Here is an 18052-nt window from a genome sequence, read left to right as displayed (position 1 = left end):
TATGGGGCGATGAATTTCGCCACTAACGCCGCAAGGCGCACACTCCTGACCGCCGCCGGGCTCATCATTGGCCTGGTGGGCGTCATCCGCCACGTCCTCCACACGGACTTCCCGGTGGACATGATCATTTACCGAGAGGGCGTGCGCGCCTTCATGGAGGGCCGCTCGGTCTACTCGGAGCCCATGTACGCCGGGGATTTGGCGCTCCCCTTTATCTACCCGCCCTTCGGGGCGCTGGTCATGGTGCCGCTGACTGCCTTTGATTGGATGAGTGACGCCCTCGCGGGCGATATCATGATCGTCCTCTCGGACGCCCTCGTCTTTGCCTGCCTCTACGCGATCTTCCGCGCGCTCAAGGTGCCGCACCTGTGGCCCACCGTGGCGATCGCGTGGGCCGCGGCCATGTTCTTTGAACCCATCCGCCTCAACAACGGTTTTGCACAGATCAACATCGTCATCATGGCGCTGGTCATCTTCGATCTGGTCCCGCGCAAGCGCAAGCTTCCGCAAGGCTGGCTGATAGGACTCGCGGCGGCCATCAAGATCACCCCCTTGGCCATGCTGCTCTACTTCCTGCTGCGCCGCGAATGGAAGCCGATCCTCACGGCCTTCGCCTCCGCCGTTGTGGCCACCTTGCTGGCCGCGGCCTACCGCTGGGAAGCCTTCGTCGAGTTCTTCACCTCGAAGCTTCTCGATATGGGCTCGGGCGCGGATTTCGGCGTAGCTACGAACTATCAGTCCAACTCCTCGCTCAAGGGCGTCATCCAGCGTCTCTTCACATCCCAGGAGGCGATGGACAACCACGGCATGCTCATCAATGCGCTGTGGCTTCTCGCGGCGCTCGCGATCATCGGCCTTGGCTCAGCCCTCATCCTGGCGCAAATGCGGCGAAGCCTGCTTGTCGATGCCCACCTCACCACCGCCACCATCATGCTGCTCATCTCGCCTGTTTCGTGGTCGCACCACTGGGTGTGGCTGTCGCTCATCGTGCCGGTTCTGGTCTACCGCGCCTGGTCCTGGCGCAATTCCACCTGGGTCGCCGGCAGCCTGCTGGCTGTACTCGCCGCTTGGGTGGGCATGCTGCTGACCGTTCCGCCGAAGTGGTGGTTTGGTGACAGCATCGATGTCCACGCGATGCCGCTGTACCAGAAGTTCTTGGTCGATGACTTCGTGTGGCTGGCACTACTCAGCTGGATTCTCTACGCCATCTGCCTCAAGGCTCGAGGCACTCAATCCGACAAGCCACATACTGAGCTCGCTGCGGCCCAAACCAACTAAGCCCCGAAACGCAAAACTGCCTGTTCTGCCAAAGTTGTTCGCCGCGCCTGCGGCGGGCTCAGGTGGTGAATGCATCTATACAGCTAGGAGGTTGTGTAGATGTTAGGCGATAGAAAGCTACGTGAGCGGTATGTGCAGGCGTATCTGCATGATGCGCGTCCGATGTCGGTGATCCTCAAGGAGTTGGGGGGGCTCGAAGGCTACGGCGAAGGTGTGGCGCCAGGCTGAGGGCCTTAGCCGTGGCAAGCGCCGTCGGAGCCTGAATGAGGATAAGTACAAAGATCAATACCAAAAGATCATTGCTATTGTAGAAAGCGGTCGGTCTGCGCATAGTGCACTGAAAGAGACAGGTTTCCCACAGACCGCTTACCGATACCTTGCGCAAGACGGTATCGAACTCGCCAATACCAGTCGCGGTGGAGCCATACAACACGAGCGGGATCGCATTGCCCAAGCTTTGAAACTTGTGGATGCTGGCAAAAGCTATAAACAGGCCGGCCAGGTTGTTGATCGCTGCACTGCCACGGTGAAAACGTGGCACCATAATCGCATGTATGGGCGTTGGATACTCAATGATCATCCCACTGAATCCGAATCGAAGGTAGGACGCGGAAAGCGTCTTATCCGCCATGACCGAATAGCGATAGCCTATCTGCTTGATCAGGGTCTTACTCACCGTGAGATTGCAGCCCACCTTGGCCGGAATCAGTCGACGATTAGCAGGGAAATCGCCCGTGGGATGACTGAGCATGGCTACGATGCCCTCGTGGCGCAAAAGCGGGCTGTAGACCGTTTAGCCAGGCCTAAACCCCGTAAACTCGATACCAGCCCGCAGTTGCGGGCCTTTGTCATCGAGGAGTTGAACACGAAGTGGTCACCTTCCCCTTGGCTGCTGAGCCCTGCCCCCCCTAGGAACAAAACTCGGGGCACTTCAATCTACGAGCGTTACTAGTAGTACTTCGTTACTTCTGTGTGGAGCTGTGATCGATAAATTGGCAGGGGATATACACCTAATTAGGGGTGATTTTACAACTGTTAGTTTCCTAATAGGAATTATCTGTTACTCTGGGTAAGGAGCACCTAATATGCGTGTTTCCCTCGTCACGGATAATCGTTTTCACGAAATTTACAGGAGTTCTTATGCGCAATCGCGCCACAAGATTCATCATGGCTTTATCTACAGCAGCAGTTCTCGCATTTGGTTTAATCATTCCACCAAGTGCTGCTGCCCAAAACCTGGGGAATCTTACCCCCTTGCCCGCATCAACAATTGACTTAGACGCTGAAATTCGCGTAGACACCAGTGATGTCACAGATGAGGACATCATGAATGTTCAAGACGAGATCAAGGTGATGAACGAGTCCGCCGACCCGTACGGTTACTTCGCATCCCTGTCAGCTAATGAACAACGCGCAATCATTGCTGCAGTTGAACGTGCCAGGGTCACTGACATCAATCCTCAGGTAGCGCCTTTTGCGACCACCCAGTCGGACCCCTACCGGATATATATCCAGGGCCTTGAAATGCTGTCCTGCATCGCGCTGGTCGATGTAGTATCATGCGGCATCGCCAATCAGGCAGCCACAACCGCGAGTACGGAAGCGCAGAACCGGTTTCCTGGCGCCACATCACTCCGCAATGGAAAGGGCGATGCTTTTCGGCACTGCTCGTGGAATGCCCTGATGACGATGAGAATCGGTGCAGATGCAGCTGAACGCATTGCTACTAACCACGAAACTGTCGCTCAAGGGCCAGCGGATCAGACCCGCATGGACCTGTATAACAATGCCCAAGGTCGATTTCTTGGATCTGCTTTCGCAAGTAGTGGCGACGAAGCTGCTGCTCTGAACCAGTGCGCCCTCTGGGCAAGGATTGGACTGCTATCTACACTTTCCTAGGATAGGCACGAGAAGGAGGTTATGTTAATGAGACGCATGATGGCACGGATAGGGTTCACTAGTATTGTCTCCCTATCACTCTCCTCTTGTAGTTTTAATGACCCATTGGCTTCTCATCTCGCGTCCCTAGAACGATCGGGACATGCAATCCCCGTTACTGAGTCCATCACACTGGAGGAACTCTACGGACCAGAGTGGACTGAGTTTTCGCTCGTGTGCCCATACACTCCGTATCAAACAGTCAAAGAAACACTTGTGGTTGATGATCCCCCTGTTCCAGAACACGGCTTCACCGAAGAGGCAAACTTCCTCTTTCTTAGAGGAAAGGGCGACAGCGAACAATGGGTGAGGTTCTCTCGAGAGGCTCTTGATCTGTGTTCTCCATCAAGTCCGTCTTCTTTAATCATGGAGTCAACGACAGTTGCTCTCAGTTTTTCTCTGGATAATCCGGGTAGTGCTTGGACTCTAACCGGCTTGAACAAGTAGTCGTATGGGCTCGCTGCTTGATGTGCATGATTCCGCCACGACTGTCGATAAGTTAATCGAGATGTTTACTGGCAAAATACGCAACATCACCAAAACACTGACCTGGGACCAAGGTGTGGAACTAGCCCAAGTAGACAGGCTGAGCATCGAACGTGGGCTCGCAGTCTACTTCTGCGATCCACACTCACCCTGGCAGCGTCCTACCAACGAAAACACCAACGGGCTAGTCCGAGACTTCCTACCCAAAGGAAGCGACTTTAGTACCCTGACGCTTCAAAAGGCGTTCAACACATTCAAGACCTACTCAACGGGCGCCCCAGAAAAGTCCTCAACTGGTACACACCAGAAGAGAAAATCCAAGAACTATTCAAGTGATGCATCCACCACTTGAAACCGCCTGCGGCGGGCGGGAAAACTTTGGCAACAAGGGCACCTCAGCGAGGCCGTACTATGCACCCAACTCAACCCTCAGCTAATTCCTTGAGTGCTGCCAAGTGGCCGTCGAAGGCAATCTTGCCTTGCTCAGTCAATGCGACCCACACCGAGTCCTTCGCACGGCTGGTGCCGTACTCGCGGAAGCGAGTCACGTAGCCGGCTTTTTCCAGAGCTCCGAGCTGCTTAGACAGGGAGGCATCGGAAAGCTCCGTGCGAGCGCGCAACATGGCGAACTTCATCTCTCGGTTTACCTCCCCGCCCTGCGTGGCTCCGAAGGCATTAAGTGTGGCGCAAATCTTAAAGCGATTGAGCGGGTGGATTACCGGGTCAAGTTCACTCATCGCGGCCTCCGATCCAGCGCACCAGTATGTAGTGTCCACAAGACCGCCAAGGCGCACAGCACACCTGCGATGCACGAGGCAATAACGTGTCCTTCAACGAAAGGGTTGAAGAGCGCCGGCAGAATCATAAATCCCAATCCTGCGTAGAAGCGCCAGGTCACATTCCTAGAGGCGTACGGATCAACCTTCTGGCGCATTGAATCCCTCACCCCCGTGCGGTAAAAGACGGCAAGACTCACCAAGAGCGCGAGTAGAAGAAGCAGTCCACCAACAGGAACGAGAGGATGGACGTCATCCTTGATCCACATGTAGGCAAACCACGCGCCGTACGCCGCCGCTGCGAGCAGACTTAGCCAAACGGGTGGCCGTTTGGCCGCGGCCAGCCGTTGTTGTTCCTCAAATGCGAGTGCGTCCCGAACATCCTGATTGGACAAAACTAAAGCTCCCCTCCTGCGGCACCAAAGTCATTGTTTTCCATTACGGAAAGCAACTTACTTTACGCAACGGAAAATAACAAGAGTTTGTATATAGCTGCAGGCTGGGAGCGTAGAAACGTGCTAACAGCGCCTAGTTCAGCGGGTTAACGCCCGCGCCAAACCACCAGATGGCAACGAGCGCGGCCACGCCAATGACGACGAAAATCCAGGACGTTGCCAATGGGCGGCGAGTCCACGAGCGGTTAAAGTCCAGGGAGATGAAGCCCGGACCGGTGAACTGCAGGGCCACCGCGATAACGAAGAGCACCAGGCCCAGCCAGACGCTCTCATTCCAGGCAAAGACATCCAACCCAGCACCCGAGGCGTTGAGGCCGTGGATAGCGGAGAAGCCAGTGACGATAAGACCGAACATGGCCGCCAGCGGCGTCACCAGTCCCAGCAGCAGGAAGGCACCGGCGATAAGCTGGACGGTCGGCACGCCGATGGCAAGTGCCGCTGCCATGGTGTACTCGCCGAACTCGTTCTCCAGACCCGACAGGCCCTCGTTGCCGCCGAGCTTGAAGAAGGTCGAGGCACCCGCCACGAGCAGGTAAACGCTGAGCGCCAAGCGCACGAAGAGCAGACCGAAGTCGATGGTGCCGCGGCGTGCTGGCTCCGGCTTCTCCTCCACGGCTGCAGGCTCGGAGTCCACGGCGGGGTCGGCAACGGCAACCGTGCTTGGTACTTCCTCGTAGGTCTCAGTTGCTGCGGACTCGGTTGCGGTTGCCGATACCGGCATAGCGGTTGTCTGCGTATCAGGCTCGGCCATGGCCTCCGCGCGCGGGAAGGCAGTGGTCTCGGTTTCAGCTGCAGCGCTGTCGAAAGACAAGGACTCGCGGGTGGCGCTCTCAAAGGTTTCGGTTTTGGCTTCAGGCTCTGCCTCAACAGCAGGCTCCTCAGCCTTCTTCGGCTTAATCACCTGCGGCTCGGCGCGGCCGGGGCGTTGGAAGAGGCTACTCTTCTTCGGCTTATCGGCAGCTTCTGCCTCAGGCGTGCTGTCCTTCACGGAGTCTTTCCCCGTGTAGGTCGGGATATCGTCATCAAAGTCGGTGGCTTTATCAGGAGTTTTATCGCTCATGCCTCCAACTTAAGGCAGCACAGCGCCCTTATGGTGCATCTTTATCGGCGCGGCGCGTAGCTAAAACCGCACGGCCTGCGTCTAAGACATCTGCCGTGAGGTCCGCGAGCACCTCCGACTCCAATCGCCAGCGTTGCCAATAGAGGTCGATGTCGAGCGGGAAGTCGTCGAGAAGCACCAGCTCCCCCGTCTCCAGCAGGGGCTGGGCCTGCAGTCTCGCCACCAGACCCCAGCCCAGGCCGTAGCGCACTGCTTCGACATAACTCTCCGAGGAAGGAATCTGTGAGACCCGCGCGCGCAGGACATGGGAGTCGATGAAACGCTCGCGCATGGCGTCGTCCAAAGTCGCGTCGTTCGGCCCGAAGCCCACGATGGGCAGGGTCTCCCAATCTTCAAAGCCCTCCGCCAGGCTGGGTGCGGCGACGGCAAAGTAGCGCATGGTGCCGAGGTATGTAGATTCACAACCGGAGACTGGGGTTTGCTCGCGCGTGACCGCGCCCAGCACATCACCCCGGCGCAGCATCGCGAGCGTTCGGGCCTCATCCTCGATGCGGATGCGCAGCGCCGCCTCACCGCGCTCGGCGGTGCGCTGGATTACAGGTCTGAACCACGTGGCCAGGGAATCCGAGTTGATGGCAACAGTCAACGGCACGCGGGAGAGGCGCTCGGTGAGCCGCGCATCCGCCTCGGCTTGGACCAGAGCCATGCGCCGCGCGGCTTGGGCGACGATCTCCCCTGCCTCGGTCACGGTGACGGGAGTGCCGCGGCGCAGCAGGATTCGACCAGTCGATACTTCCAACGCCTTGATGCGTTGACTGACGGCCGAAGGAGTGATTCCCAACACAGCCGCAGCGCCCTCGAAGGAGCCTTCATCGATGATGGCCAGCAGAGTTTCAGTATGGAGCGGGTTCATGAAGCTATTTTAAACCAGCTGTAGAAGATTTAACTGGACTTCATATGGCGTTATACGCAGACTAGAAGCCATGTCAGTTTTGCTCGCAGGATTTGCGCTGGGTTTGTCCCTCATCATCGCCATCGGACCGCAGAATGCTTACATCATCAAGATGGGCATTAAACGCGATCATGTCGGCCCTATCCTGTTGGCATGCTTGCTTTCCGACGTCATCCTGATCACCGGCGGCACCGCCGGCGTCGGCGTCCTCGTCGAACGCTTCCCCACCGCGCTCATCGTGGTCAAGTACTTGGGCGCGGCTTACCTCATCTACTTTGGGTTCACGTGCTTCCGCGATGCGTTTAAGAAGCAACAGGAATCACTGGTCATTGAGGAAACCGCACCAGTGGCGCAGGTCGTTGAAGAGAACTCGGGCAGCTCGGGAGCACCGGGGAACTCAGTGCTTACGAAGATCCGCCCCCGCGTGCGCTCAAAATCCTGGGTCAAACCCGTCCTCGGTGCGTTGGCGCTGACGTGGCTTAATCCCCTGGCCTACGTCGACGCGCTGGTCATGCTGGGCTCCATTGCCAACCAATATGGCGACCAGCGCTGGGTCTTCGCCGGCGGTGCGATTCTGGCCAGCGCCGTGTGGTTCCCCTCCCTCGGCTTTGGTGCCTACAAGCTCTCCCACGTGCTGGCCAAGCCGACGACGTGGCGCGTAGTCAACATCGTCATCGGCTGCGTCATGCTTGCGCTGACGGCGAAGCTCCTGCTTCTCTAGTTCTTCTTTGATTCTTCAGGGAGCTCTTCGTCTTCGGCGGGGTCTCCCACCGCGCCGGTTTCCTCGACCCAGGCCTTGATTTCTTCGTCGGTGCGATCTTGCTCCACAGCCTCGCGCTCGGTGTAGTAGGAGTGGTCGTTGCGGTTTTCCTCCCACTTTTCCTTGTCGAAGTCGAGCTCTTCATCCGAGTCCAGCTCCTCCACCACATCGGAGACGAGATCCTCGAAGAGGGCTTCATCGTCCATGTTGGAGTCAGCGATCTGCTGGCCGATTTCATCGTCATAACGCGCTGCGTCGTACTCTGTGTCGGGGTGCAGCTTGAGGTGCAGCAGGGCGCGGATGCGCTCACGGCGCAGGCCCTCGTCCTTAATCTTGCCCAGGGAGCGCAGCCACCCAATCACCAAGATGGCCACGAGCACAATGCCCATATAGCCCAGGACCGGGTAGACGTACTGCATCAGAGCCTTGAAGCCGGCGAAGGAGACGGCGAAGCCAGCGAGGCAGCCGGCGATAAAGATGATGCGGTACTTGGACTCGTTACCGGAAGACAGGCGCTTGCCGAGCGCATAGAACATGCCGATGGCGGTATTGAAGATCATCAGGTAAATGATGATGGCCATGATGACGCCGAGTGTCGGGTGGATATTGTCCACCAGGGTCAGCATCGGGATATCGGAATCGCCGACGTTCTCCGCGTTCATCAGCAGCGAGAAACCGGCGATGGCCATGAGCACCGCGTAGACCGCGCCACCCACGATGCCGCCGACGCCTGCCTCGCGCGGGCTGATGTTATCGCCGCCGATCACCAGGGACATCGATACCGCCAGGATGAGGGCCAGGCCGTTGTAGTTCAGCGCGGAAATGAGCCAGTGCGGGATTGGGGACTCAATCGCCTCGGAGGCGGCAATGGCCGCATCGACGTTGTCCGGCATGTGCAGCAGCGTGTAGGTGCCGGCGAAGAGTACGGCGATAATGATGGTCGGCGTAAGAAGACCGATAACGCGGGAAACCTTATCGACGTCGAACATGCCCGTGATAAGAACGAGCACGAGCATGAGCAGGGAACCCACCCAGGCTGGCCAGCCAAATTGCTGCTGCATGTTGGATCCGGCGCCAGCCAGCATGACAAAGCCCACCGCAAAGAGCGTGAGGATCACCGCGACATCCAGAATGCGCGAAATGATCGGGTGGGTAATGTTCCGGAACACTTGGTTGTGTTCGCTGGCGTGGAAGTAGCTTCCCAGCTGAAGGAACACCGTGCCGGCGAGGGTCATGACCAAGCCGGCTACCAGGATTCCCCACATGCCAGGAATACCAAAGGACGTAAAGTACTGGACAACTTCCTGTCCCGTGGCAAAGCCCGCACCCACGAGCAAGCCAATGAAGGACAAAGCGATGCCCACGACGTTTTTATAAGACACGTTTTCCTATCTGTTTTCTAGTTTCTTCTTTTTATGCTTAGTGGCTAGTGCATAAAAACGCGCCATACTTTGGCACAAGCATGGCGTTACATAGGTTCTACCTTACGCCAACCTGATAGGAAAACATGTGTGCGGCTGTGGAGAGATTGCTCCTACAACCGCTCAAGCATGAGCCGGCTCACCTCTTAGTGCTCGGCAAACGTCGCGGTATCGATGACGAAACGGAATTTCACATCACCCGCGACGACGCGCTCATAGGCCGCGTCTACCTCGTCGACGCCCACCTTTTCGATCACCGCGCCCAGGCCATGCTCGGCGCAGAAGTCCAGCATCTCCTGGGTTTCCGCGATGCCACCAATATTGTTGCCGGTCAGCACCTTGCCGCCGCCGACCAGACGGCTGAGGCGCAGCGGCAGTGCTTCCGGCGGTAGGCCGACCACCGACATAATGCCGCGCGGCTTGAGGAGGCGCAGGTAATCTTCGAGGTCATACTCGGCGGAGATGGTGGACAGGATGAGGTCAAATTCGCCGCGGTGGTTCCTGAAGAAGTCTTCCTCTTCGGTGGTGGCCAGGGTACGGCTCGCCCCCAGCTTCTTGGCCTCCTCTGCCTTGCGCGAGGTGCGCGAGATGACCGTGACATCCGCGCCCTTGGCGGCAGCAATCTGCACGCCCATGTGCCCCAGGCCGCCCAAGCCCACGACGGCTACCTTCTGGCCTTCCTTGACGTCCCAGCGGGCCAGCGGAGAGTACGTAGTGATACCGGCGCAGAGAAGGGGTGCTGCCACGTCAAAATCAAGGGCCTCCGGGATGCGTAGGACGAAGTCCTGATTCACCACGATCTTTTCCGCATAGCCGCCCTGAGTAATCGTGCCATCGACATCCGTGGAGTTATAGGTTCCCACACCGCCCTTGAGGCAGTTCTGCTCCATCCCTGCCTCGCACTGCTCGCACTCACCGCAGGAATTCACCAGGCAGCCCACGCCGACGCGGTCCCCCACCTTGAACTTAGTGACCTCCTCCCCCACGGCGGAGACCACGCCGGCGATCTCGTGGCCAACGGTCAGCGGAAAGTGCGCCTCGCCCCACTCGTTGCGGATGGTGTGGATATCCGAGTGGCAGATGCCTGCTGCTTTGATGTCGATGACAACGTCATCGGCGCGCGGCTCGCGGCACTGGATGGTCACGACTTCGAAGGGCTCGTTCGGACCGGTCTTCTGCAGTGCTTTAGTAGAAATAGTCATGGCGACCACGGTACCCCGCAGCCGCCTGACCTCGCCTAATGGAAATCTCTACCGACTAGGAGAGCTTCTTCGCAATCAGCTTGTTGACCTGTCCTGGGTCAGCCTTACCCTGGGTGGCCTTCATGACCGCACCCACGATGGCACCGGTGACCTTCTTGTTGCCGGCCTTGTACTTCTCCACGATGTCCGGGTTAGCGGCCAGGGCATCATCGACGGCCTTCTCGATCGCGCCATCATCGCGCACGACCTCGAGCCCGCGCTTGGCGACGACCTCGTCGACGTCACCCTCACCGGCCAGCACGCCGTCGACCGCCTGGCGAGCCAGCTTGGTGGTCAGCTTGCCTTCCTTGACCAGCTCAACAACGCGAGCGACCTGCGCCGGGGTAATGCCGAGAGTGCTCAGTTCAACGCCAGCCTCATTGGCCTTACCGGTCAGGTAGGACACCCACCAGGAGCGGGCCTCGTCAGGAGTGGTGCCGGCTTCCACTGTTTCGATAATGAGATCGAGAGCGCCGGCGTTGACCAGGTCACGCATCTCCTCGTCCTTGAGGCCCCACTCCTCCTGGATGCGGGCGCGGCGAATCCACGGCATCTCCGGCAGGGTCTGACGGATTTCCTCGACCCACTCGCGGGAGACAATCACCGGCGGCAGGTCCGGGTCGTTGAAGTAACGGTAGTCCTCGGCGGTTTCCTTCGGACGGCCCTTGGAAGTCGAACCATCCGTTTCCTGGTAATGGCGGGTTTCCTGGACGATCTCGCCACCGTCGACAAGCACCTGCGCCTGGCGCTGCATCTCAAAGCGCACCGCCTGCTCCACCGAGCGCAGGGAGTTGATGTTCTTGGTTTCGGTACGGGTGCCGAACTCCTCCTGGCCCACCGGGCGCAGCGAAACGTTGGAATCCACGCGCATCGAGCCTTGATCCATGCGGGCATCGGACACGCCCAGTGCCGCGACGAGCTCACGCAGAGCAGAAACATAGGCGCGGGCGACCTCGGGGGCGCGCTCGCCAGCACCAATGATCGGCTTGGTCACAATCTCGATTAGCGGGATGCCGGCACGGTTGCAGTCCACCAGCGAGGTCGTTGCGCCGTGAATGCGGCCATCGGCACCACCCAGGTGGGTCAGCTTGCCGGTGTCCTCCTCCATGTGAGCGCGCTCAATCTCAACGCGCCACTCAGTGCCGTCGTCGAGGACGACGTCGAGGTAGCCGTCGTAGGCAATCGGCTCATCGTACTGGGAGATCTGGTAGTTCTTCGGCTGGTCCGGGTAGAAGTAGTTCTTGCGGGCGAAACGCGAAGATTCCGCAATCTTGCAGTTCAGCGCCAGGCCGATCTTGATGGCGCCTTCCACGCCCTTGGAGTTGACCACCGGCAAAGCGCCTGGCAAACCGAGGGACACCGGGTCCACGTTGGAGTTGGGGGCTGCGTTGAAGTTCGTGGGCGAGGTGGAGAACATCTTGGTCTCCGTGTTGAGCTCCACGTGAACTTCCATGCCCATAACGGGTTCGAACTTTTCAAGGACCTCGTCATAGTCCATCAGGTCATACATCGCAGCAGTCATGCGTGCCATCTTAGTATGTCAGCGCGACACCGTGCGCAACCGCCTAACCCAACAAGGTGATGCCGTGCGTAATGAGAATCTTGGCTATCATCGCCGCCGGATACACCATGGCATAGCCCAAGGCGACGCGCTGGTCAGTGTTCGTCCGATTGTTCACGAAAGCGAGCACGGCCGGCTGGGTTTGCGCGCCCGCCATAGCACCCGCGGTCTTCGTGGCACCGACGCGCAGGAAGCGGCGCATGACGAGTGCGAATCCGGTCGCCACCAGCGTCGTGATGATCATGCCGAGCAGGAGAATCTTCCACCAGGCTCCACCCGTAAAGGCACCGGCGATTTCCCCGCCCGCATTCGTTCCGGCCTGGGCCAAGAAGAGCAGCAGTCCGAGTTCGGAGAGGATTGTGTTGGCCGAGTGCGGCAGTGCGGTGACGGTATTGCCGATGCGCCCGATACGCGCCATGATCAACGCCACGATGAGGACGCCAGCGGCAGCGCCGAGGCTAAAGGAAGAGCCGCCTGGAAGCGGGATTTCGAGGTGGCCCACGAAAACGCCGAGGGCCATGCCGAGGCCCAAAGACACCGGGTTGATATCTGTCAGGCCTTGCGAGGAATCACCAAGAAAAGTGGAAATCTCCCGCAGGGACTTCTTGGAACCGACGACGCGCACGCGGTCGCCGAGCTCCACGATGTGTTCTGGGATAGCGACCTGATCATTATCGGCGCGACGTACTCGCGAGATACGCGCGCCCCAGCGATCCGCCAGCTGGTTATTGAGCTCCGCGATGGTCAGGCCCGCCAAGCTGTGCTCGGAAATAGTGATGCGGCGAAAGTCCAACTCGTGGCGGTCATCATTGAGGATCTGCGGGGACTCGCGCCCGGCTCGCTCGATGATGTTGTCCAGGTCCTCCGGGGCACCAACGAGCGTGACCACGTCACCGGGGTGCAGCACGTCGAAGAATTTCGGCAAAACGATAAGGTTGCTGCCCACGCGGCGCAGGCGTGTTACCTGCACTTCCCCATTGCCAATATCAGCGATCTCCGCGACTGAGATCTCGCGTTGAATCTGCATGTGCTGGCGCGTGACGGGTGACAGGGTGTCGTCGTCATTGCCGGCGTCGCGAAGCACGAGCACCGTCGCACCGAGCATGCCGATGACACCGAACAGGTAAGCCACCGCGTAGCCCACCGTAGCCGAGCCCGGATCGCCCGTGGCTTCCGACGCCGCCGCCAACGCCGGGGTATTCGTCACCGCACCGGCGAAAGTACCAGCGATGGTGGCATTCGACAGCCCAAAGACATAAGTGCCCAACCCCCACGCGGCAAGCGCCGCGACGATGAAGACTCCGATCATCGACAGCACTGGGCCCGTCGCCGTCTTCAGTGACTTGAAGAAGGACACACCGGAGTTATTGCCAATGCCGAAGGCAAAGAGCACTAAGCCGAACATGCCCAAAATAGGAGGAACGGAGGCCTCCACCCCGGCAGCTGATGCGGCTGCCGAGAATGCGATGCCGAGAAAAAGCACGGCCGCCGCGCCCAAGCTGATGCCCCGCGTCTTGATGCCGCCGAGTGCCATGCCGACACCTATGAGCAGAAACACCAAGAGGACCGGCTGCTCAGCCAGATAAGCTAATACGCTTGTCATCGCTACCTTTAGAAACTATGGATGAGCTAACGGTGGTGTTTAGCCAAACAGGGCCTGTGCGTTGGCATAACGCTTGGCCGGAACCACCTTCAGCTTGCCCACTGCGTCCTCGAGAGGCACGAGGTCAATATTCTCGCCATGGAGAGCCACACACATGCCGGACTGGCCGTTGTGCGCAGCACGGGCGGCATGGGTGCCGTAGCGAGTGGCCAGCACACGGTCATAGGCCGTCGGCGTACCGCCGCGCTGGATGTGGCCGAGTACGGTGGTGCGCACGTCGTAGCCGGTGCGCTTCTTGATCTCATCACCGATGACCTGGCCAATTCCGTTGAAGGTCTGGTGGCCGAACTGGTCCACACCGCCCTCTTCGAAGTCCATGGTGCCTTCCTTCGGCAGCGCGCCCTCAGCGACGCAGACGATGCCGTACTTCTCACCCATCTGGAAGCGGCGCTCCATGGCCTTGGTGATATCGGCGATATCGAACGGGACCTCAGGGATCACCGTGTAGTGCGCACCGCCGGCCATGCCAGCGTGCAGCGCGATCCAGCCAACGTGACGGCCCATAACCTCGACGATGAGGATGCGGTCGTGGGATTCAGCGGTGGTGTGGAGGCGGTCGATCGCGTCAGTTGCCACGGATACTGCGGTGTCGAAACCGAAGGTGTAGTCGGTAGCGTTGACGTCATTATCGATGGTCTTTGGCACGCCCACGACCGGGATACCGTTATCGGAGAGCCACTTGGCACCCTTGAGCGTTCCCTCACCGCCGATGGCGATGAGCGCATCGACCTCAGCATCAGCCATGTTGGCCTTGATGGTGTCCAACCCAGCCTTGAATTTATCTGGGTGGAGGCGGCCGGTGCCAAGGATGGTTCCGCCGCGCAGGAGGATGCGGTCGATCTCTGCGTCGTCATAAAGGTCACGGCGGCGGTCTTCCATCAGACCAACCCAGCCGTCCTCGTAGCCGACGACCGTATCGCCGAACTCGTTGGATGCGGTGCGAACGACCGCGCGGATAACAGCATTCAGACCGGGGCAATCACCACCGGATGTCAGTACAGCAAGACGCATGACATCCAATCTACTCGCTTCCCTATAGCCTCGCAGTTTCCGCTACCGCATGCAGGGTGTCGCGGAAGAAGAGCGAAGCCACACACCCCACCGCCAGCATCGCAACGATGACCACGAGGGAATTCGCGGCCCCCGCTACCTGCATGACTGCGGACACAGCGGCCACACCGATGACCGACCCCACCTGCCTGGACGTGTTGTAGACGCCGGATGCCGCGCCCATGAGATCTGCGTCAATATCGCGCATCGTCGTCGCGGCGTTGGAGCCCCAGATGAAGGACTGTCCCGCTCCCAGCGCCGCGCAGGGCAAGCACAACCACCAGGCCGACACTTCGGCCTGCATGAGGAACCACAGTGCGAGGAAGGTCGCAATCAGGATGCCGAAGCCCGCGACCGCCAGACGTCGTGGGTGCAGCTTATCCGCCAGAATGCCCGCCAAGGGCGACACGCACAGAGAGACCAGCGCCATGGGTGTGACGATGATTCCGGCATCGCGCGCCGACATGTCCTGCTCGACCTGCAGCCACATCATGATTGGAATCATCATCGACGCCGCCATAAAGCCCATGGACACGATGGCCACTGAACCTGCGGAGTAGTTGCGGTCCTTAAACAGCACGAGCGGGACGAGCGCCGCCTTCCCCCGCGATGATTGCAAGCGCACGAAGAGGTAGATGCCCACCACACCAGCAAGGAGCAGGACCCAAATCCACCACGGCCAACCAGTCTCTGGGCCCTGTTGCACTGCGAAGACGAAGCACGTTAACGCGATAAACGACGCCCCCACCGACACGAAGTCAATCTTCCCCATCGCCGTTGGCAAGGAAGGCACCCACAGGCCGGATAAGACAATCGCGGCGACAACAAAAGGAATATGGATCCAGAAAACAGCCTGCCACCCAAATGCAGCGACGACGAAGCCTCCCAAGAGCGGTCCGGCAAGTGTGGCCAAAGACCCAACCACTCCCCAGACGCCGAGCGCACGGCCGCGCCGCTCCCGCGCGAAAATACGGTTGATGACGGCCATAGTCTGCGGCATTTGAATCGACGCGCCGAAACCTTGCAAGGCTCTTGCTGCAATAAGAAACTCCACCGAGGGCGCTAACGCGCACAACAGCGCGCCGATGCCAAAGAGCCCGACGCCCAGCTGGAACATTTTCTTCTGGCCGTAGATATCGCCGAGGCGGCCGGTAAACAACAGCGGCACGACCACGGCGAGCAAATAGATGGCGGAAACCCACAGCACCTGGTTGACATCGGCGTGGAACTCACGGCGGACGTCGGGAAGCGCGACGGCAATCATCGATTGGTCGAGCAAGGACATGAAAAAGCCCAGTGATAGCGCGGCCATGGCGAGCCACCCTTGCTTCTCCGACGGCGGCGTTCCTGCGAGTTTCATGCAGCGAAGTCTAGCCACCGCACGCTCACGCGGCCTAAACTGAGGCGCATGGGAATGATTGATATCAAGAAACCGCAGGACGTATCGACGGCAGCGACCGTCACGCTGGGACTTATCGGCGGCTGGCTCACCGCCCGGGAGACTGGCATTCGCCCGCTTGGCGGCGTGGTGCTCGCCGCCGCTGGCGTGTGGGCGGGCCGCAGCTGGTGGGCTAAGACGAACCCGGCCACTACCGCTGGCCTGGCAGCTCTGTACACCGGCGCTTTTGGCCTCTCCCACCCGCTGGCTAAGAAAATGGGCTCCTGGCCCGCAGTCCTCACCGTCACTGCCGCGAGCGCTGGCGCTGCCTACGCGCTTTCCGACGCCAAGTAGATCCCCCTCCCACGCCCCTTCACGCTGTCCTTGACGGCTGGAGGGGCGTTTTACGTCCTCGCGCGGGCAAAGGCTCCAACATTTTTGCGTCGAACGTGCTGGCTAATGTGGGGTGGCTACCCCCGTTTATAGTAACGACTTGACACGAATTTAACGCAGGCTATGGCCATACGGGGTGTGTGGCACTAGAATCACGTTTAGAACACTTCTTCTAACACATGTTTATCTCGGGGGAGATACCCATGACCACTGCCACACGCCCACCAACCTTCTTCTTTTCCACCACCAACCCGAATAACCCACACGCCATAGCCCGCGCCAAAACACGACGAGCTGCCTATGACACCTGGGTCGGGGCTATGCCCGGCCTGCAGGCTGATATCAACACCACCGCACTATCCCTAGTCGCTGCCTGGTCACTGCCCGAAGGCCACATCAAATCCGGCCTGCGTGCCATCCACCGCCTAGATAGCCTGCCGAAAGTCAAAGCCATACAAGACACCCACTGCCTGCTCGACATCGAGTCCCTTATTGCTATTGATCAACCCATGTCAGCACTGACAGCCTTAACAGATGAAACCCTGGACTTCATCGACACCCTCCTGGCTGACTTCTTCACCCCTTCTAAGCCGAATCAGGCTTTTCCCACGCGTAGTCAAATCAGGCGCAAAGTCCGCGATATCTGCAAAACCCTCGATAACTCCATCGCCTACCAGGACACCCGCCCTAAAAATACGTACCGGTTTTCTTCTAACGGCACCTCAGCCTGGCTGGAACTGCACTGTGATGAAGACACCGGCATTAAACTCGACGCCTTCATCCACCACACCGCAACCAAGCACGATCTGACGATTCCGGAGGCAGTCATAAAACTGCTCTCCGGTGAGATTAAGCCTCCAGCTACTGTGGTGTTACACACCTATCAGGCCTGCGACATTGAGGATGCACCAACCTTTATTGAAGGCTTCGGCTGGCGGGCTAAGCCGATGCCGCATGATAAGACCCGGGACTTAACCGGTGACGTTGCCGAAGCCGATGGCTACCAACCAGGAATCATCATGCGCAAACATGTCGAAGGCCGTGACGGGACCTGCCGGGTCGGCGGGTGCGGCAAACCAGCTTTCCTTAGCCAGTTGGATCATCGGCATAACTGGGCTGAAGGCGGGCCGACCCACCCGAAGAACCTGGCGTGTTTATGCCAGGGTCATCACAATATGAAAACCGATGGCAGCCTCAAATACCTGCTGGACCCCTACAGCGGGGATGTCATCTGCCTGTTTGAAGACGGTACTTGGACTATCACCGAAGCCGACGGGCCGCTAGCACCAAAACAGAAACGGTGGGCACAAACAGTAGCCCAACACATCACCGCCACCAGAAAACGCGTACGCGAGGAAGCCCAACACTTAAAACAAGAACTCGACGACTACGCACAACAACAAGCCAAAGCCAAAGCCGAAGCCGAAGCCAAGGATGAGAGCAAGACCAACGCTGATGCCGGCACCGACGACATCCCCTTCTAAACCCCGTCGTTCCAGACGACGAAGAACTCAGACACACTCCGCGGAGGCTGAACCCAGACTCGTCGTTTCAAACGACGAAACCCGACCAAGGAAACCGAAAGGAAAAAAGAAAGACTACGAACCAACGAACCCACACCGTCGAATAAAACGACGAAG

General features: G+C 59.1%; 17 protein-coding genes. 7 read left to right on the top strand and 10 right to left on the bottom strand.

Features of this window, described 5'->3' with window-relative positions:
• Positions 1-9: 9 nt before the first annotated feature.
• Positions 10-1278, top strand: coding sequence for a glycosyltransferase 87 family protein (locus HMPREF2932_RS09590; protein ID WP_049154359.1), 1269 nt, complete (start codon positions 10-12; stop codon positions 1276-1278).
• Positions 1279-1453: 175 nt separating this feature from the next.
• On the opposite strand, the gene HMPREF2932_RS13900 is transcribed toward HMPREF2932_RS09590, so the two are convergent.
• Complete coding sequence (locus tag HMPREF2932_RS13900; protein ID WP_232745262.1) at positions 1454-2029, bottom strand: hypothetical protein; 576 nt, start codon at positions 2027-2029, stop codon at positions 1454-1456.
• On the opposite strand from HMPREF2932_RS13900, the gene HMPREF2932_RS14055 reads away from it, so the two are divergent.
• From HMPREF2932_RS14055 to HMPREF2932_RS14050, 3 genes are all read left to right on the top strand, one after another.
• Positions 1916-2230: a transposase gene (locus HMPREF2932_RS14055; RefSeq protein ID WP_371326341.1), complete on the top strand. Its 315-nt coding sequence runs from the start codon at positions 1916-1918 to the stop codon at positions 2228-2230. The genes HMPREF2932_RS13900 and HMPREF2932_RS14055 overlap by 114 nt on opposite strands.
• A gap of 188 nt (positions 2231-2418) precedes the next feature.
• Positions 2419-3177, top strand: coding sequence for a DUF6973 domain-containing protein (locus tag HMPREF2932_RS13895; protein WP_232745259.1), 759 nt, complete (start codon positions 2419-2421; stop codon positions 3175-3177).
• Between the two features lie 490 nt (positions 3178-3667).
• Positions 3668-4054 carry an IS30 family transposase gene (locus tag HMPREF2932_RS14050; protein WP_071410060.1) on the top strand — a complete coding sequence of 129 codons (387 nt, stop codon included), beginning with the start codon at positions 3668-3670 and terminating at the stop codon, positions 4052-4054.
• 70 nt (positions 4055-4124) lie between these two features.
• Here HMPREF2932_RS14050 and HMPREF2932_RS09570 read toward each other — a convergent pair whose 3' ends face one another.
• The 3 genes from HMPREF2932_RS09570 to HMPREF2932_RS09555 form a co-directional block, all read right to left on the bottom strand.
• The gene (locus tag HMPREF2932_RS09570) at positions 4125-4439 is read right to left on the bottom strand and encodes a transcriptional regulator (RefSeq protein ID WP_049157204.1); all 315 of its coding nucleotides are present in this window, start codon (positions 4437-4439) and stop codon (positions 4125-4127) included.
• 567 nt (positions 4440-5006) lie between these two features.
• Positions 5007-5993: a DoxX family protein gene (locus tag HMPREF2932_RS09560; RefSeq protein ID WP_046648099.1), complete on the bottom strand. Its 987-nt coding sequence runs from the start codon at positions 5991-5993 to the stop codon at positions 5007-5009.
• Between the two features lie 28 nt (positions 5994-6021).
• On the bottom strand, positions 6022-6906 hold the full coding sequence (locus HMPREF2932_RS09555; RefSeq protein WP_046648098.1) for a LysR family transcriptional regulator ArgP: 885 nt from the start codon (positions 6904-6906) through the stop codon (positions 6022-6024).
• A 70-nt stretch (positions 6907-6976) separates the two neighbouring features.
• On the opposite strand from HMPREF2932_RS09555, the gene HMPREF2932_RS09550 reads away from it, so the two are divergent.
• A complete protein-coding gene (locus HMPREF2932_RS09550) occupies positions 6977-7666 on the top strand; it encodes a LysE/ArgO family amino acid transporter (RefSeq protein ID WP_070681114.1) in 690 nt (229 codons plus the stop codon).
• Here HMPREF2932_RS09550 and HMPREF2932_RS09545 read toward each other — a convergent pair.
• The 6 genes from HMPREF2932_RS09545 to HMPREF2932_RS09520 form a co-directional block, all read right to left on the bottom strand.
• On the bottom strand, positions 7663-9087 hold the full coding sequence (locus HMPREF2932_RS09545; protein WP_071410059.1) for a YkvI family membrane protein: 1425 nt from the start codon (positions 9085-9087) through the stop codon (positions 7663-7665). The genes HMPREF2932_RS09550 and HMPREF2932_RS09545 overlap by 4 nt on opposite strands.
• Before the next feature lie 185 nt (positions 9088-9272).
• Positions 9273-10328 carry an NAD(P)-dependent alcohol dehydrogenase gene (locus HMPREF2932_RS09540; RefSeq protein ID WP_071410058.1) on the bottom strand — a complete coding sequence of 352 codons (1056 nt, stop codon included), beginning with the start codon at positions 10326-10328 and terminating at the stop codon, positions 9273-9275.
• A gap of 55 nt (positions 10329-10383) precedes the next feature.
• On the bottom strand, positions 10384-11889 hold the full coding sequence (gene gatB, locus HMPREF2932_RS09535; protein WP_010186967.1) for an Asp-tRNA(Asn)/Glu-tRNA(Gln) amidotransferase subunit GatB: 1506 nt from the start codon (positions 11887-11889) through the stop codon (positions 10384-10386).
• Positions 11890-11932: 43 nt separating this feature from the next.
• Entirely contained in the window at positions 11933-13531 is a 1599-nt protein-coding gene (locus tag HMPREF2932_RS09530) for an aspartate:alanine exchanger family transporter (RefSeq protein ID WP_049157216.1), read from the bottom strand.
• A 39-nt stretch (positions 13532-13570) separates the two neighbouring features.
• Complete coding sequence (locus HMPREF2932_RS09525; RefSeq protein ID WP_010186971.1) at positions 13571-14602, bottom strand: 6-phosphofructokinase; 1032 nt, start codon at positions 14600-14602, stop codon at positions 13571-13573.
• Positions 14603-14624: 22 nt separating this feature from the next.
• Positions 14625-16001 carry an MFS transporter gene (locus HMPREF2932_RS09520; RefSeq protein ID WP_046648094.1) on the bottom strand — a complete coding sequence of 459 codons (1377 nt, stop codon included), beginning with the start codon at positions 15999-16001 and terminating at the stop codon, positions 14625-14627.
• A 48-nt stretch (positions 16002-16049) separates the two neighbouring features.
• Between HMPREF2932_RS09520 and HMPREF2932_RS09515 the strand changes: the two genes are divergently transcribed.
• Together HMPREF2932_RS09515 and HMPREF2932_RS09510 are read left to right on the top strand one after the other, a co-directional pair.
• On the top strand, positions 16050-16373 hold the full coding sequence (locus HMPREF2932_RS09515; RefSeq protein ID WP_049157219.1) for a hypothetical protein: 324 nt from the start codon (positions 16050-16052) through the stop codon (positions 16371-16373).
• A 242-nt stretch (positions 16374-16615) separates the two neighbouring features.
• Positions 16616-17896, top strand: coding sequence for an HNH endonuclease signature motif containing protein (locus HMPREF2932_RS09510; protein WP_071410075.1), 1281 nt, complete (start codon positions 16616-16618; stop codon positions 17894-17896).
• Positions 17897-18052: the final 156 nt, after the last annotated feature.

Origin of the sequence: Corynebacterium sp. HMSC074H12, assembly GCF_001813755.1 — a bacterium.
GTDB classification, from domain to species: domain Bacteria; phylum Actinomycetota; class Actinomycetes; order Mycobacteriales; family Mycobacteriaceae; genus Corynebacterium; species Corynebacterium hiratae.
The sequence above is the reverse complement of the archived record's forward strand: the minus strand, read 5'-3'. Positions and strand labels throughout refer to the sequence as shown.